At 56.3% G+C, this 16164-nt stretch carries 17 protein-coding genes; 8 read left to right on the forward strand and 9 right to left on the reverse strand.

All coding sequences use genetic code 11. The features are described 5' to 3' along the window. Nucleotides 1-113: 113 nt before the first annotated feature. Nucleotides 114-524, reverse strand: coding sequence for an MAPEG family protein (locus tag ACR0KG_RS05960; protein ID WP_480546651.1), 411 nt, complete (start codon nucleotides 522-524; stop codon nucleotides 114-116). After that, nucleotides 524-1267, reverse strand: coding sequence for an ArsR/SmtB family transcription factor (locus tag ACR0KG_RS05965; protein ID WP_480826758.1), 744 nt, complete (start codon nucleotides 1265-1267; stop codon nucleotides 524-526). The genes ACR0KG_RS05960 and ACR0KG_RS05965 overlap by 1 nt, the downstream gene beginning before the upstream one ends. A 125-nt stretch (nucleotides 1268-1392) precedes the next feature. Here ACR0KG_RS05965 and ACR0KG_RS05970 point away from each other — a divergent pair, with 125 nt between their 5' ends. The 5 genes from ACR0KG_RS05970 (at nucleotide 1393) to ACR0KG_RS05990 (ending at nucleotide 4990) form a co-directional block, all read left to right on the forward strand. Then, the gene (locus ACR0KG_RS05970) at nucleotides 1393-2136 is read left to right on the forward strand and encodes an alpha/beta hydrolase (RefSeq protein ID WP_480826759.1); all 744 of its coding nucleotides are present in this window, start codon (nucleotides 1393-1395) and stop codon (nucleotides 2134-2136) included. Continuing rightward, nucleotides 2136-3128, forward strand: coding sequence for an alpha/beta hydrolase (locus ACR0KG_RS05975; protein WP_480542267.1), 993 nt, complete (start codon nucleotides 2136-2138; stop codon nucleotides 3126-3128). Before ACR0KG_RS05970 ends, ACR0KG_RS05975 begins: the two co-directional genes overlap by 1 nt. Next, nucleotides 3128-3553: a VOC family protein gene (locus tag ACR0KG_RS05980; protein ID WP_480542269.1), complete on the forward strand. Its 426-nt coding sequence runs from the start codon at nucleotides 3128-3130 to the stop codon at nucleotides 3551-3553. Before ACR0KG_RS05975 ends, ACR0KG_RS05980 begins: the two co-directional genes overlap by 1 nt. 20 nt (nucleotides 3554-3573) lie before the next feature. Next, nucleotides 3574-4188 carry a hypothetical protein gene (locus tag ACR0KG_RS05985; RefSeq protein WP_480542984.1) on the forward strand — a complete coding sequence of 205 codons (615 nt, stop codon included), beginning with the start codon at nucleotides 3574-3576 and terminating at the stop codon, nucleotides 4186-4188. Nucleotides 4189-4273: 85 nt separating this feature from the next. Next, a complete protein-coding gene (locus ACR0KG_RS05990; protein WP_480546657.1) occupies nucleotides 4274-4990 on the forward strand; it encodes an alpha/beta fold hydrolase in 717 nt (238 codons plus the stop codon). Here ACR0KG_RS05990 and ACR0KG_RS05995 read toward each other — a convergent pair. Both ACR0KG_RS05995 and phaZ read right to left on the reverse strand, forming a co-directional pair. Then, nucleotides 4981-5625 (reverse strand): DUF6151 family protein, encoded by a 645-nt coding sequence (locus tag ACR0KG_RS05995; RefSeq protein ID WP_480542273.1) that lies wholly within the window; start codon nucleotides 5623-5625, stop codon nucleotides 4981-4983. The genes ACR0KG_RS05990 and ACR0KG_RS05995 overlap by 10 nt on opposite strands. Then, on the reverse strand, nucleotides 5570-6841 hold the full coding sequence (gene phaZ / locus ACR0KG_RS06000; protein WP_480542275.1) for a polyhydroxyalkanoate depolymerase: 1272 nt from the start codon (nucleotides 6839-6841) through the stop codon (nucleotides 5570-5572). Before phaZ ends, ACR0KG_RS05995 begins: the two co-directional genes overlap by 56 nt. A gap of 112 nt (nucleotides 6842-6953) precedes the next feature. On the opposite strand from phaZ, the gene ACR0KG_RS06005 reads away from it, so the two are divergent. The 3 genes from ACR0KG_RS06005 to phaR all read left to right on the forward strand — a co-directional run bounded on the left by ACR0KG_RS06005 (nucleotide 6954) and on the right by phaR (nucleotide 10021). Continuing rightward, nucleotides 6954-8756 carry a PHA/PHB synthase family protein gene (locus tag ACR0KG_RS06005; protein WP_480826760.1) on the forward strand — a complete coding sequence of 601 codons (1803 nt, stop codon included), beginning with the start codon at nucleotides 6954-6956 and terminating at the stop codon, nucleotides 8754-8756. A 130-nt stretch (nucleotides 8757-8886) separates the two neighbouring features. Continuing rightward, the gene (locus ACR0KG_RS06010; protein WP_170530732.1) at nucleotides 8887-9333 is read left to right on the forward strand and encodes a phasin family protein; all 447 of its coding nucleotides are present in this window, start codon (nucleotides 8887-8889) and stop codon (nucleotides 9331-9333) included. Nucleotides 9334-9469: 136 nt separating this feature from the next. Next, complete coding sequence (phaR, locus tag ACR0KG_RS06015; RefSeq protein ID WP_170530730.1) at nucleotides 9470-10021, forward strand: polyhydroxyalkanoate synthesis repressor PhaR; 552 nt, start codon at nucleotides 9470-9472, stop codon at nucleotides 10019-10021. Nucleotides 10022-10069: 48 nt separating this feature from the next. Here phaR and ACR0KG_RS06020 read toward each other — a convergent pair whose 3' ends face one another. From ACR0KG_RS06020 to ACR0KG_RS06040, 5 genes are all read right to left on the reverse strand, one after another. After that, nucleotides 10070-11284: a DegT/DnrJ/EryC1/StrS family aminotransferase gene (locus ACR0KG_RS06020; protein WP_480826761.1), complete on the reverse strand. Its 1215-nt coding sequence runs from the start codon at nucleotides 11282-11284 to the stop codon at nucleotides 10070-10072. 117 nt (nucleotides 11285-11401) lie between these two features. Next, the gene (locus ACR0KG_RS06025) at nucleotides 11402-12706 is read right to left on the reverse strand and encodes an NAD(P)/FAD-dependent oxidoreductase (RefSeq protein ID WP_480826762.1); all 1305 of its coding nucleotides are present in this window, start codon (nucleotides 12704-12706) and stop codon (nucleotides 11402-11404) included. A 19-nt stretch (nucleotides 12707-12725) separates the two neighbouring features. Further along, nucleotides 12726-14084: a glutamine synthetase family protein gene (locus ACR0KG_RS06030; protein ID WP_480546665.1), complete on the reverse strand. Its 1359-nt coding sequence runs from the start codon at nucleotides 14082-14084 to the stop codon at nucleotides 12726-12728. Continuing rightward, on the reverse strand, nucleotides 14084-14764 hold the full coding sequence (locus tag ACR0KG_RS06035) for a type 1 glutamine amidotransferase (protein ID WP_480542285.1): 681 nt from the start codon (nucleotides 14762-14764) through the stop codon (nucleotides 14084-14086). The genes ACR0KG_RS06030 and ACR0KG_RS06035 overlap by 1 nt, the downstream gene beginning before the upstream one ends. A gap of 60 nt (nucleotides 14765-14824) precedes the next feature. Then, nucleotides 14825-16144 carry a glutamine synthetase family protein gene (locus tag ACR0KG_RS06040; protein WP_480546667.1) on the reverse strand — a complete coding sequence of 440 codons (1320 nt, stop codon included), beginning with the start codon at nucleotides 16142-16144 and terminating at the stop codon, nucleotides 14825-14827. Nucleotides 16145-16164: the final 20 nt, after the last annotated feature.

Raw genomic sequence — 16164 nt, forward strand, 5'->3', positions numbered from 1 at the left:
GGGTTATGGTGTTTTGGCTATGTGCTACTGGCGCGGCGTGAAGTCAACCGCTTTGAGCGCAAATGCGAAAAGCACCACGCAACCAGAGGATCGCGTGGCACGGTGTCGGGCGTTCAGGCAGCGGCAAAAACCGCGTAGCCCATGATCAGGCAGCACACCCATCCAGCTGTGAACAGAATGGGCCGCAGAGGCATGCGCGCAATGCCCGTGATCATACCGATGGCGTGTAGGACGCGCACCCAGAAAAACACAACGGCAGCCCAATAGGTCAGCACCGTAAAGCCGTCCAACGTGTTGACGATCAGAACCAAAACGGCAAACGGCATACCCTGTTCGAGCAGATTCAACTGCGCGCGATGTGCCCTTTGCACCCAGGGGCGCAGGTTTGGAATCTGTGCAGGTCGGGCAAAGGCTTCCTCGCCCGAGGGGTCGGTCGAAACGCCAACCACGTATGGAATCCACATGGAAACAGCGAGCAGCATTAGGCATGTCAGTACGCCCAGTTCAGTTGGAAACTCAGCCATTATGCGCTCTCCTTCAGAGCGTCACCGGTCTCCAGCCAGCTCTTGAGTGAGGCTGCCAGGCGCGCCCAACCTTCGGCAAAGCCTTCCTGACCAACTGCAAGGTCATAGTGTTCGATCGTTAGCTTACAGACATCGCCCTGCGGTTCGATCAGATAAACCATTGATGATTGCGGGGCGTCGGGGCCCATGAACAGAGGCTCGAACCCCATCTCGATCCGGGTTTTCGGGTCCAGCTTTTGGGTCATCTGCCGCAGCATCTCATTGCCGTCAGGGGTAATGAAATGCACTGTTGCACCAGGCGAGACCTCTCCGCGTACTTCGTTGCACAGGAAGTGATAGGCTGCCATCTGATCTGGCTTGGTTAATGCATCCCACAGCGCGTCCTGTGTGCAGCGGATAAAGGTCTGCATCATAAAATCTGGTTTTCCCATACGAGTCTCCGTTTCCAATTTGAGTTTCAGCGCATTGACCGCGCTGGCTTGAGGTTGAAGAAAAGGGGCGACCCAACGGTCTAGCATCTCTTGCAAGGGCAAGGGGTTAAGATAGTGATATTTGAACCGTCCATGTTTGCGGGTCAGGACCAGCCCAGCATCTTCCAGTAGTTTCAGATGCTTCATGACGCCGAAGCGGGTCATGTCGAAATGTGCCTCTAACTGCGACAGAGATTGACCATCTTCCTGTCGCAGCAGGTCCAGAATCTCGCGGCGAGCGGGGTCATTCAGAGCTTTGAATAGCATGTCCATAAATATCTTATACGTGATTCGATAGTCACGTGACAATATGGTAACATAAAAAATCTGAAATCAGGTTTAAACTCCCAGCCCGCGCGGGCTAGGGTGTCACAAATCAAAATATGAAGGGCGGCAAGATGAGCGCTTTTTTGATAACCGATCAGGGGCGGCGGATCGCTTATGATCTGAGCGAAGGCCAAGGCCCGACCATCGTGTTTTTGTCAGGTCTAAAATCAGACAAAGAAGGCACAAAAGCCATTCATCTAGAGGCTTGGGCCAAAACGCGCGGGCAAGCATTCTTGCGGTTTGACTATTCCGGCCATGGTGAAAGTTCGGGTGCGTTTACCGAAGGCAGCATCGGAGATTGGCACGAAGACACAGTTGCCGCAGTGTCCGCGCTGACGCAGGGGCCTTTGATCATCGTGGGTTCTTCCATGGGGGGCTGGCAGGCCTTGTTGCTCGCCAAAACCCTCGCAGATCGCATCGTGGGGATGGTCACAATCGCCGCCGCTCCGGACTTTACGGAAGATGGGTATTGGGCGTCGTTTACAGATGCGCAGAAGGCAGCGCTGGAAACAGTTGGCCAGGTTGAGTTGCCGTCGGACTATATGGAGCCTTACATCATCACAAAGCGCCTGATTGACGATGGGCGTCAGAATCTTGTGCTGAGAGAAGCGCTGGATCTACCTTTCCCAACACGTTTTCTGCAGGGCACTGCGGATACCGCTGTATCGACTGAAACGGCGGTGCGCTTGCTGGATCATGCCTCAGGGCCTGATATGCGACTGTTGTTGGTTAAAGATGCCGACCACAGATTCTCCGATGAACTGTGCCTGTCATTGATCGAGCGTGCAATTCTGGACGTGATGGGAGAAGGCTGATGCGGAAGTTTGGATTGTACCTCGGGCGTTTTCTGCTGGCGCTGATCGTAGTTGGTGCTCTGGTCTATTGGTTCGGTCCGCGTGAAGAGGTCGATCTTCATCCGCGCTTCGACAACGCCAGATTCGGAGAAGGGGTGCAGGATTACTTCGAAAGCACCGAATCCGCCTTTGATGACATCGTGCCCGGTGTTGAAAAGCGTGTGATCTGGCAGGACGGCTACAAAGAGCAACGCACGCCTTATTCGGTTCTGTATGTGCATGGCTTTTCGGCCAGTTCCGAAGAAATCAGACCAGTCCCCGATAGGGTCGCGGACGCGCTGAGCGCCAATCTGGTTTATACCCGTCTGCAAGGTCACGGGCGCAATGGTGCCGCGATGGGCGAGGCAACAGCCTCGGGTTGGATGCAGGATCTGGCCGAAGGGTTGGCTGCCGCACGGGCCGTGGGCGACAAGGTTGTGGTCATGTCTACCTCAACCGGTGGGACACTGGTCACAGCAGCCGCCCTTGACCCTGACCTTAGCACAGACGTGGTTGGCATGGTCTTCGTCTCGCCAAACTTTGGCGTGAATACACCGGTCGCCTTTATTCCTGGCCTGCCATGGGCCCGGTCCTGGTTGCCTCTGCTGATGGGAGAGGAACGGGACGTGTCGGGCCCGGACCCCGAGAAAAACAAATACTGGTCCTCGGTTTACCCGTGGGTCGCTGTCGTGCCCATGACAGTACTGGTGGATACGATCTACGCGCTGGATTTCGAAGGCGCACAGGTGCCGGCCTTGTTCTGGTTTTCAGATGACGATCAAGTCGTCCGCCCGGATCGGACACACAAAGTGGCGCAGAGCTGGGGGGCTGATGCAACGGTGCAGCTGGTCACAATGGGTGAGGGGGATGATCCGATGTCTCATGTGGTCGCTGGGCGTTTGATGTCGCCCGGGCAGACTGACGCGGCAGTTTCTGGCATTTTGGACTGGTTGAAAACCCAGGGCGTGGAGTGATGGAACAGCGAGTCAGCCTAATCACTGTCGGGGTCGAAGACCCTGAAGCTGCGGCAACATTTTATGAGGCGATGGGCTGGAACCGTGTCGACAGCCCGGATGGTGTGATCGCCTTTGATCTGATCAGTCAAACGCTTGGTCTATACCCTTTGTCCGCATTAGCCGATGAGATCGGCGTCGCCAAAGATAGTTTGAACCGCGGTGCGATCACGCTGAGCTATAATTGCCGACAGAAAGAAGAGGTGGCGCAGGTTCTGCGCGATGCCGAGGCGGCAGGCGCTACGGTCCTGAAACCCGCATCGGATGTATTTTGGGGCGGGCATCACGGCTATTTCCGCACTCCGGACGGAACGATCTGGGAGGTTGCTTTCAACCCCTTTTCCACGCTTCGCTCGGACGGGGCCTTTCGCTGGACAGGATACTGAGGATGCGCAAACCGGGCAGCATGTGGAGCCTTGAAACGCTTGGCCGCGTGCGCCTGTCACGGCACTTTTTCATGCGGGATTTTCTGTATTCCGAGATCGGGAATTTCCACCAACACCAGAACATCCCTGAAAACCCTGATCTTGCGATTGAGACCGGTCGTGCCTTTTGCCAGACTTTGCTGGACCCGCTTGAGGAGACATTTGGGCGCGTTGCTGTCCGCTCGGGCTATCGCTCGCCGTCGTTGAACCAGTTCGGTAACGAAAACCGGCTGAATTGCGCGCGCAACGATAACCCATTGGAATGTCACATCTGGGATCGAGGCGTTGGAGACGCGCGCATCGCTGGGGCGTCGATTGTGATCCCGTGGTTCGCGGATCAATATGAGCAAGGCCGGGATTGGCGCGATCTTGCGTGGTGGATGCATGATCATCTGGACTATTCCGAAATCTGGTTCTTTCCCAAGCTCAGCGCCTTCAATCTAGTTTGGCGGCCCGAACCGGTAGGCCGGATCGATAGTTACATCGCACCTCGGGGGTGTTTGTTACGCCCCGGGGCCGAGCCGGGCGAAAGCCAAACGGCCAGACAGGCCCGATACGCCGATTTCCCAGCTTTTCGCGGTATCCGCTATCCGTAAGTTTCTGCTTGCCGGGGCCGGACAAAACTCTCATCCTGCGAAGAAAAAGAAGGGGTTCGGAAGCCCGAACTGATGGAGGCCCCGCGTGATCGAGCCGCTGGTATTGCTACCCGGTTTTATGTGTGACGCCCGATTGTTTCATCCTCAGATCGACGCGCTGTCGCGCGATCGGGCTGTGATGTTTGCGCCGATTTCATCAGGCGAACGGATCGAAGAGATCGCATCTGGCCTGCTCGATCAGCTGCCGCATCGTTTTGCCCTGGCGGGGGTAGGTCTGGGCGGTGTTGTCGCGCTTGAGATCGTAAGGCGCGCGGCGGATCGGGTGTCACGCCTCTGCCTGATTTCGACCGATGCGCAGGCCGACACGCCGCAGATGGCCGCCGCACGCGAGGAGTTGATCATTGGTGCGCAAGCCGGGCGATTGGAAGAAGTGATGCGCAAGGTGATCGGGTCGGATGCGCTGGCCCCAGGGCCACAACGTATCCCGATTTTGAATCAACTCTTTGCCATGGCTATCGATCTGGGCCCCGATGTATTTGTGCGTCAAATGCGGGCCTTGCAACGACGACCGGATCAACAAAGCATCCTTTGCCGGGTCAAAGTTCCGGGTCTGATCCTTGGCGGAACACATGATACACTTATCCCGGCGCGTAAGCATGAGTTTATGGCCGAGATGATCCCCGAAGCCCGATTGCAGATGATTGAACGTGCAGGTCACCTTCCGACGTTGGAAAACCCGGATGTGCTGAATGCAGCCTTGCAGGGCTGGTTGAACTTCAACCCAAGACCCAGCTACGGGTAAAGAGCATCGCGTTCGGATTTGTCGATCAGCTTGGGGCTGACCACCGGCTCACCGGTTGCGACGTCAAAGAATGGTGTTTGCTTCCACTTGCCGGACAGGCGCGATTTGGCAACACGCTTGAGCATTGCGACAATTGCCGCGCGAATGCCTGCGTGCTTGTGTTTGCCACCCGATGTGGGGATGTAGGCCCGTGTTGTGATGGGGCCCAGGGCCGTAGTGTCGCTGAAACGGGCCGCAATGAAACCGACAAATGGGAATTTCGGCGTGTTTGGCGTTGCCGCAAGCGGCGCGTTGCAGCATGTCGCATACCAACGCAGCATGCCATTTGGGCTCAACTTTATCGCGGCCAGATTCTCACTACCTGTTTCAAAAATGAGCTCGTGCGGGGCAATCTGAAACACTTCAACAGGGCCGGGCGCTGGGTCGGGTTGTTTAAAATACAATTGTCCTGCGCGGCAATCGGCGCAAAAGCACACGGCATGCGAGCCATGTTTGAGACCCTGTGGCTTGATGCGCCCTGTAGTCTGACCGCAGGTGCAAGAGAACGCGAGACCGGATTGATCGCTCTCGCCCATCGTCTCAGGCCACTTTGTTTCGGTTCGCTGCCCGGCGCAGCGGCTTGCGGCTGTTTTCATTCATGAAATCAATCACAAGCGGACGAATATTGTCGCGCCAGCTGCGGCCGGCGAAAATGCCGTAATGGCCTGCATTCGGCTCAACATGGCTGGCCTTTTTGCTGTCCGACAGGCCGGTGCACAGATCAAGCGCGGCAATGCATTGGCCCGGGGCCGAGATATCATCATTCGCGCCTTCGACGGTTTTGACCGCGACATCGGTGATCTTGCTAATGTCGACTTTGTGACCTGCTACAACAAATTCGTTGCGCGCAATCTCACGCCCTTTGAAGATACGTTCCACTGTGGATAGGTAGAACTCGGCGGTCATGTCCATGACGGCCAGGTATTCATCGTAGAAGCGATTATGTGCATCATGATCGGACGCCTCATCCCGGATCACGCGCTGGATCTGGTCTGAAAACGCCTTGGAGTGCCGCTCGGCATTCATCGACATGAAAGAGGCCAGTTGCAGTAGGCCGGGATAGACCATGCGGCCTACACCTTTGTATTTGAAACCAACCCGTTGGATCATGGTTTCTTCCAGCTGGCCCATTGTCACGCGGCGACCGAAATCCGTGACATCAGTCGGTGTCGCATCTGGGTCAACCGGGCCACCGATCAGTGTCAGGGTGCTGGGCTGCGCCTTAGGTTCGAGCTCAGCCAGATAAGCGGTTGCGGCCAGAGTCAGCGGTGCGGGCTGACAAACAGCAACAACATGGGTGTCTGGCCCCAGCTCTTTCATGAAATCGACAAGATAAAGCGTGTAATCCTCGACATCGAACTTGCCTGCAGACACAGGAATATCGCGCGCGTTATGCCAGTCAGTGATATAAACTTCGCAATTAACAAGCAGGCTTTTGACGGTCGAGCGCAGCAATGTCGCATAGTGCCCCGACATCGGCGCAACCAGCAAAACCTTGCGCGGTTGCTTTTCTCGTCCATTTACCTTGAAATGGATGAGATCGCCAAAAGGACGTTCCAGAACCGTGGTAATATCAACCAGATGATCTTTGCCGTCTTCGCAGGTAAACGTACGAATGCCCCAGTCGGGTTTAACAACCATGCGCTGGAAGGTGCGCTCGGTCACCTCACCCCAGGCGGCCATCCAACTGAAGGCCGGGTTTGGAACCATCGAAAACAACGGGTAGGACGCCATCGCGCTGGCAGTCGAACCAAGCCATTGGTTCGTGTTGCGCATGGTCTCCATCAAGTCGTAGGTCATCATGTAGCGCATGGAAGCGGCCTCCAGAGTCTAAGGCTGTTCGGTTCGGACCATTCGCCGCTTTGTCCCCCGACACCCACGACGTTATTCTGCATAGCAGCGAGGTTAAGGGGGAATTGTTAAAATGACAACAAGTGAAGACCAAATGCCCGAAGTGACAGAAGAACATATTGAACGAATTAAAGAAAATATGGAAAAGGTCGAAACCCTATCCAAGCGGCTTGTCGAAGTTATGGCGTCGAAAAAGCCTCATACCTCTGCGCTGGACGGTCCGAATCAAGAGCTTTTCGCACGAGCAGCAACTGTCTATTTCGCAGAGGCTTGGCAAAACCCCGCCAAGCTGCTGGAGCAGCAGATTGAGTATTGGGGCAAATCGGTTCTGAACTTTGCCGAAGCGCAGCAAGCGTTGACCACCGGTGAGGTGGATGACGAACATGACGTGCCCGCCGACAAACGCTTTTCCAACCCGATGTGGGACACCAACCCCTATTTCCGCCTCATCCGCCAGCAGTACCAGACCAACGCACAGGCCATCACTCAGGCCGTGGCTTCGGTTGATGATCTGGACGCCAAGGACAAGCGGCGCCTTAGCTATTTTTCGCAACAGATCATTGACATGATGGCGCCGACCAATTTTCTGGCTACAAACCCGGATGCCTTGCAAAAGGCGGTGGAAACCGAGGGCCAGTCGCTCATCGACGGGTTGGAAAACCTGGTGTCAGACCTTGAAGCAAACGATGGTGAGCTGGTGGTCAAGTTGGCCGATGAAAATGCGTTTGAGGTTGGCGGTAATCTGGCGACTACCCCGGGTGACGTGATCTTTCGCAATCGCATGATGGAGTTGATCCAGTACAAGCCAGCGACCGAAACGGTGCATGAAACACCAATTGTGTTGTTCCCACCCTGGATCAACAAGTTTTATATTCTTGACCTGAAGGCCCAGAACAGCCTGATCAAATGGATCACGGAACAGGGTTATACGCTATTTGTTGTCAGCTGGGTCAACCCGGATCCAAGCTACGCCGAAACTGGGATGGAGGATTACATTCAGGACGGTTTCCTGGCTGCCATCGAGGTCGCAAAGAAGATCTGCAAGGTCAAGCAGGTCAACGCGATTGGCTACTGCATTGCGGGTACGACGCTCAGCCTGACATTAGCCTTGATGAAACAACGAGGCGATAAGTCGATAAAATCGGCAACGCTTTTCACCGCACTGACGGATTTCTCGGAACAGGGAGAGTTCACACCGTTTCTGCAAAATGACTTCATCGACGGGATCGAAGAAGAGGTAACAAAAGAGGGCGTGCTGCGCTCGTGGATCATGGGGCGCACGATGTCATTCCTACGCTCACGTGATCTGGTCTACGGCCCGGCCATCCGCAGCTATATGATGGGTGAGGTGCCTCCGGCCTTCGATTTGTTGTTTTGGAATGGTGATGGCGCGAACTTGCCTGCGAAGATGGCGGTCGATTATCTGCGGGGCCTCTGCCAACGCAACGAATTTGCCTCGGACGGGATCGAACTTTTGGGGCACAAGCTGACGCTGGCCGATGTGGATGTCCCTTTGATGGCGATCACCTGCGAAACTGATCATATCGCCGCCTGGAAAGACTGCTATCGCGGTGTGCAAAAGATGGGGTCGCGCTCAAAGACCTTTGTTGTCTCGGAGTCCGGTCATATAGCAGGGATCGTGAACCCGCCCAGCAAGAAGAAGTATGGCCATTACACAAACCCCGATCTGAAATCAGATGCAGACATCTGGTTGAAAGAGGCGGATTTCCACGAAGGATCCTGGTGGCCCATGTGGGAGGCCTGGCTGAAGAGGCGATCGGGCAAACAGATACCAGCGCGGAAGACAGGCGATTCGACCCATCCAAGCCTTGCACCGGCCCCCGGGACCTATGTAGTCGCCAATCCAAACGTCTGATTTCATTTTGAAACTACAGATTTTCTGCGTTGCAGCAAGAAAAAGCTTGCAATGCTGCATTGCAGAAACCATATTGTCCTCAAGCTGACGAAAGCCGGGGTGGGCCCGGCTCAGCAAAAGGATTAGAACGATGGCAAAGACTCAAGACTTTTCCGCGATCATGAAAGACATGATGGGCGCGTTCCCTGTGGACACCACCGCGCTGGAAGGCGCATTCAAATCGACCGCTTCGCTGAACGAAAAGCTGTCGGGCGTTGCTTTGGAAGCGGCTGAAAAATCGGCTGAGATCTCGAACAAATGGACCAAGGACACCCTGGCCAAGATGACCGAGATGTCTAAAGCCAAGGCAGAGCCTGCTGATTACGCCAAAGCGGCAACCGATTTCGCAAGCGCGTCGGCTGAAGTTGCAGCTGAAAACCTGGCCGCTTTCGCTGAAATCGCGAAAAAAGTTCAGACCGAAACTGTTGAGCTGCTGATGGCTGCTGGCAAAGACGCTGCTGAAGAAGCAACTGCTGCTGTCAAGAAAGCAACCAACGACGTGACGACTGCCGCCAAGAAAGCCGCAGCCGCCAAGTAAGAGCTTCGCGATACACGCACCTTATTCCTCCCAAAAGGTGCTTTCGCGTTGGGCAGGTCCATTGACCTGCCCTTTCTTTTTGTGCTGCACTCGCATAACCTGTGCTGCAACGCATCATCCTTGGGGAGGGTACTAGGTGTCGGACAACGAAAAACCGCTGCTGATTAAGCGCTACGCCAGCCGCAGGCTGTATAACACCGAGACCAGCGACTACGTGACGCTAGAAGACATAGCAGGTTTTATCCGGGACGGGCGCGAAGTTCAGATCATCGACCTGAAAACCGGCGACGACCTGACGCGGCAGTATCTTCTGCAGATCATTGCTGAACACGAAAGCCGGGGTGAGAATGTTCTGCCGGTGAATGTGCTGAATGACCTTGTGCGCAGTTATATGGTGCCAGGCGGGGGCATGATGCCTCAGTTCCTGCAAAGCTCGTTCGAGATGCTGCGCGAAAGCCAAAGCAAAATGATGGAAAACATGAACGCGATGAACCCGATGTCGCAGATACCGGGGTTCGACGCATTGCAGGCGCAGCAACAGGCGTTTTTGAAGGCCATGACAGGTGGCTTATCCGGCGGCTGGTCCGGGCCGGATCAGGAAGAGAAAAAGCCCGAAGCAAACGAAGATCTGGACGACATAAAAAAGCAGCTGGCCGAGTTACAGAACAAGCTTTCCAAACTGAACTGATCTTGAACCATGGAAAAGATGGCCCGCTTTGCGCGGGCCTTTTTCATGTCAGGTTCCATATGCTGGAACCGGACCTGTCACTTCACCGACTGAAGCCAGCAGGATATCGGCGATCACGTCCAATTCATCGCGCGTCAGGCGTACGGGCAGCCGCACATCACAGGCTTTCATCAACATGTCGCGTGTCTGCGGCAGGTCGAACTTTTCGGGCAGGAATTGCCAGTTCCAGAACGCGCGGGCGTTATCTTCGCTCAGGCCAAAGACCTGAACCTTGACACCACGTGCCTCAGACGCAGCCGCGAAGGCCCGGATTTCAGCCTCATCCATGCCGACCAGATTGAACTGGATCGAATCCGGCGCACGGCGTTCCGGCGACAGTGGAGCAGGGACGTCGACATAGGGTGAGTTGTTCAGGCGTTCCGCCACATAGTCATGGTTCGTCAGCCCGTCTTGAACCCGGCGCGCCAGCTCGGGGATCTGCGGCCGAATTACGGCAGCGCTCAGGTTGCTCATCCGTAGGTTATAAAGCGGTAGTTGGTTCTGCCAGCGGGCAAAGGCCTGCTCAAGCTCAGGTGAGTTGTCACCGCGTGGGGTTTTGTGTTTTTTCCAGTTGTGCTCGTAAGCACCCGACATGATCACAGCGCGTGCGACCAGATCGGCGTCATCTGTGATCAGTATGCCACCTTCGCCGGCGTTGATCATTTTGTAAGACTGGAACGAAAAGCATCCGATCTTGCCAATGGTGCCAATGTTCCGGCCATGCCAGGTGGTCCCCAGTGAATGCGCCGCGTCTTCGATCACCGGGATGTCGCGCGCATCACAAAGCTCCATGATCGCGTCCATATCCGAGGTGTGGCCGCGCATATGGCTGATGATAACGGCTTGTACATCCTCCAGTTTGGCCGCGAAATCATCCATATTGATGCGGTAGTTCTCGCCTACCTCGCACAGGACCGGAATACAGTCTGCATGCACGACCGAGGATGGAACAGCGGCAAAGGTAAAGCCCGGAATCAGCACCCGCGCATCCCGAGGCAGGTCCAGCGCCTTCAACGACAGGAACAACGCAGCCGAGCAGGAGGAGACTGCAAGCGCATATTTGCTGCCCAGCAGAGCCGCAAACTCAGCCTCCAGCAGGGCAACCGGCGCGTCTTGTGGTGCGGTGTACCGAAACAGATCACCCGATTGCATCAGGGCGTCGATGGCATCTCGTGCGGCGGCGGGGATTGGTTCGGCGTCATGGACGTTGGGGGGCAGCGTCATATTTGGAATTCCCGAATTCTAACTTTCGTTTATTTAAATCAAGCAGGCGGGTCGTGCCAAGCCCCCAATCGATGGATCGGCAAAATTTCACCAAACTGTCGCAATCAAAAACGGGTTTCAGAAGCCCAGGCGATCCCGCATCGCAAACCAGGTCATCGCCAGTACCAGTAGCGGGCTACGCAAGGCCGGGCCGCCCGGAAAGGGCAGGGCCGGGACGCGGGACATGGTATTAAACCCCTCGGCCTGTCCTTGAACGGCCAAAGCCATAAGTTGCCCCGCATGCGTCGCAGTCCCGACCCCGTGGCCGGAATAGCCGGAGGCTGACAGAATATTGGGTGCAAGTCGCGCAAGATAGGGCATCCGGCGCATCGTAATCGCAAGCGTGCCGCCCCATGCATAGTCGATCTTCACGTCTTTCAGATGTGGGAAAATCTCAACCATCGGCTTGCGCACTTTGGCGGCGATGTCGGATGGGAAGCGATAGCTATAGCTTTCACCGCCGCCAAATAAAAGCCGCCGATCAGCGCTCAGGCGGAAGTAGTTTACCACGAATTTAGTATCTGCAACGGCGACATCCTGGGTTAAAACGCGGGTGGCGTCATCGCCAAGTGGTTCTGTCGCTGCAATGAAGTTGTTGATCGGCATGACCCGCGATGCCACCTGCCGGTTCAGCGCGCCAAGATAGCCGTTGCAGGCCAGAATAAGATGTTGGGCGCGTACCGTCCCGTTTTCGGTGCGCACGACCACTGGATCGCCCTCTTCGATCCCCAGAACCTCGGTTCTTTCGTGAATGCGCGCACCTGCGTTTTGCGCCGACCGCGCCAGCCCCAGCGCATAGTTTAACGGATGCAAATGCCCGGCACCCTTGTCCAGATATCCACCCTTGTAGGTGGGCGAAGGGCACAGCGCATGTCCCGCCGCCTCATCCAGAAGCTCTATTTGATCGTAGCCATATGTGTTCGACAGATGCTCGGCATGGGCGTGCAGCTCTTTCTGGTCCGAGATCGACAACCCCAGGTCAGCCACACCGGGTTTCAAATCGCAATTGATCTGGTGTTTGGCGATCAGGGATTTGACCAAACCCTTTGCATCCTCGGCCAAATCCCACAGCTTTGTGGCATCATCCTGTCCGACCAATCGCTCCAGACTTTCCTGATCCATGCGCTGGGCGCTGCCCAACTGCCCACCATTGCGACCCGAAGCCCCAAACCCGACGCGGTGCGCTTCAAGCAGCACAACATCCAGCCCGGCCTCGGCCAGGTGCAGCGCGGCTGACAACCCAGTATAGCCGCCGCCGACAATACAGACGTCGGCGCGGGTTTCGCCTTCGAACGCAGGGAACGGGGCCAGAGTATTGGCCGTCGCAGCATACCAGCTTGCCGGATATTCAGCCTTGCGGTCGTTGGAATACAGAAGGTTCATAGCGAACGGCTCCGCTGGTTCAGACGTTCAGCAACAGATGCTCACGCTCCCAAGGAGAGATCACCTGCAGGAACTCCTCGTATTCAGCCCGCTTCACGATGCCATAGACGCGGGCGAAATCCGGGCCGAGAACCTCGTGTAGCTCCGTGGCTTCATCAAACAGATCCAGCGCATTGCCCATGACCTGGGGGATATCGCCATCGCCTTCATACGCATCGCCATAGAACTGACGACGGGGGCGTTCCTGCTGGGTCAGACCCAGATAGCCGCAGGCCAGCGACAGCGCGATGCCAAGATATGGGTTGCAATCCATTCCGGCGATGCGGTTTTCAACCCGCCGTGCTTCGGGGCCGGACAAGGGTACCCGGATTCCCGTTGTTCGATTGTCGCGCGCCCATTCCAGATTGATCGGCGCGGCATGGTCTTTGACATAGCGCCGATAGGAATTCACGTAAGGCGCCATCACGGCAAGACCTGCGGGCAGATGGTTCTGCAGTCCTGCGATATAGTGATAAAACGCATCCGTCTCGCCGCCTTGCGGACCCGAGAAGATGTTTTGCCCTGTCTCCATCTCAATGATCGAATGGTGGATATGCATGGCCGAACCGGGCTCATCCTCGATCGGTTTGGCCATGAACGTGGCGAAACAATTGTGTCGCAGCGCTGCCTCGCGGATCAGGCGTTTGAAATAGAACACCTCATCCGCCAGCTTGACGGGATCGCCGTGGCGCAGGTTGATCTCGAGCTGCCCGGCGCCACCCTCTTGGGTGATACCGTCAATCTCGAACCCCTGATGTTCGGCAAAGTCGTAGATGTCATCAATCACCGGGCCGAATTCATCGACGGCGGTCATGGAATAGGCCTGACGTGCTGCTGCCGGGCGGCCCGAGCGGCCCATCATAGGCTTGATCCCTTGCGCCGGGTCTACGTTTGGGGCGACCAGAAAAAACTCCATCTCGGGGGCAACGACGGGTTTCCACCCTTTGTCATGGTAGAGCTGTACGACACGCTTCAACACGTTGCGCGGGCTGAACGGGATCGGCTCGCCATCGCGATCATAGGCGTCGTGGATCACCTGCAACGTCCAATCCCCGGTCCAGGGCGCAGCAGAAGCAGTCGAGAAATCAGGTTTCAGGATCATGTCCCGTTCGATAAACCCGTCTTCGCCCGCAGCTTCTCCCCAATCCCCGGTGATTGTCTGATAAAAGATACTGTCGGGCAGGTGGAAATAGGATTGCCGTGCAAATTTCGACGCGGGAACAGCCTTGCCGCGAGCGATGCCGGGCAAATCGGAGATGATGCACTCAACCTCATCCAGCCGGTGCCCTTCGATGTAAGCTTGTGCTGCCGGAGGCAGTGCATCTGTCCAATCGGCCATCAGGCCCTCGCTTTCTTCAGGAAATTCGCCATAAGATGCGCGATCTGATCATTGTGATCTGGTGCCGATTGCCGGTTCGCAGCGGCCTGCATCAGATCGTCGGGTACCACACCCTTGCCGCGCGTGCGCATCAGCCCGGTTACAAAGTCATTGGAAAACTCGGGATGTGCCTGAACGGTCCATATCTGATCGCCATATTGCAGCATCGCATTCTGGCAGAAGTCGCTGTGGCCTGTGACCTTGGCCCCTTCGGGCAGGCCAACCACCTGATCCTGATGCCAGGCGTTCAACCAGACCTTTTCGCCCTCAAAGTCATACTCGGTGCGTCCAACTGACCACCCGCCATCAAATTTTTCGACCTTGCCGCCAAGGGCTTGCGCGATGATCTGATGGCCGAAACAGACGCCAACTATGGGTTTGCCGCTGTGGTGGATTTGGCGGATCAACTCTTCGAGTCGCGGGATCCACGGCAGGTCCTCATAGGCGCCATATTTGGAACCTGTAATCAACCACCCGTCAGCCTCGTCCGCACTGATTGGAAAAACCTCGTCCACAACGGCAAAGGTTTCGAACTCTAGCCCGTGGCCTTTCAGGAGGGCGGGAAATAACGAGTCGTAATCTCCGAATTCGTCTTTAAGCACGTCGGGGGTGTGGCCGGTTTGTAGAATACCGATTTTCATAAGTCACCGAATTTGATCAAATTCAGAAATACCCTAGTCGCGAACGCCGGGCAAGGGGGGTCAAACAGCTTCTAAATAACTCAGCCAATGCTGGTCTTCAGGACGATCTGCAAAGCGCGCGATCTCTTGCCGTTTTGTCAGGGCCATGTTGCGGATCAACTCAGCTGGGAACAGGCGGGTCATGATTGGGTCGGCCTCGAATTGGTCAATCGCTTCGGACCAATTGCTCGCAAGCTGCGGCAGCCCGTCTACCTCATAGGCATTCCCGGTGATCGGGGCGGGCGGCTTCATATCATCTTCGATCCCGATCAGTGCCGCACCCAGTACGGCGGTCAGCATAAGGTAAGGGTTGATATCACCGCCGGCAACACGATGTTCGATACGCCGGGCGGCCGGTGCGCCCCCTGGAATACGGATGGCCGCTGTTCGGTTTTCATAGGCCCAACTTGCGCCGGTGGGTGCATGTGCACCGGGCACCAGTCGTGCATAGGAATTGCCGTGTGGTGCGAAAATCAGGCTACTGGCTGGCATGGCCACTAGACAGCCCGCAACGGCAGAGTGCAACAGGTCGGTGCCTTCGGGGCTACCATCATCAAAAACGTTTCGCCCGTCGGCATCGATGACCGAGAAATGCACATGCATCCCGTTTCCCGCATCATTTGCATAAGGTTTCGCCATGAATGTTGCAGCAAACCCGTATTTGCGGGCCAGACCGCGCGTCAACGCCTTGAAAAGCCATGTATCATCTGCACAGCGCATCGCATCTTGATGGTTCAGGTTGATCTCGAACTGGCCGATACCGCTCTCGGATATGGCGGTTTGCGCCGGAATGCCCATCACGGCGCAGCCATCGTAGAGATCAGAGAAGAACGCCTCGAACGCATCCATTTCCGCGACCGACAACACCGCTTCGTCCGTCAGGTGACGACCGGTCACTGGGTTCAGAGGGGGCTGGGGGTGGGGGCCGGAAGCGTCCAGCAGGGTGAACTCTAGTTCAGTCGCGGCAACCACCGACCAGCCGCGCTGGGCGTAACGGGATAATGTGGCCGATAGGGCATGCCGTGGGTCGCCCGCGAACGGAGTACCGGCATCGTCATAAAGGCACATGGGAACCAATGCGGTTTCCGCGCCCAGCCATGGGATCGGAACAGGCCCACGTTCCGTTGGCAGCAGAACGCCATCTGCATCGCCGCTTTCAAACACCAAGGGGCTGCCGTCGATATCCGCACCCCACAGGTCCACATTCAGGGCCGAGAACGGCATACGTACCGCACCCTTTGAGAGTTTGTCCGCATAACTTGGTGGAACCCGTTTGCCGCGCAGTTGACCGTTCAGATCGCAGGCTGCGACGCGAAAATTATGCAAAGTACTCAGGTCCATTTTTCAGGTTCCGTTCTTCC

It is taken from the genome of Ruegeria sp. H4 (assembly GCF_056533065.1).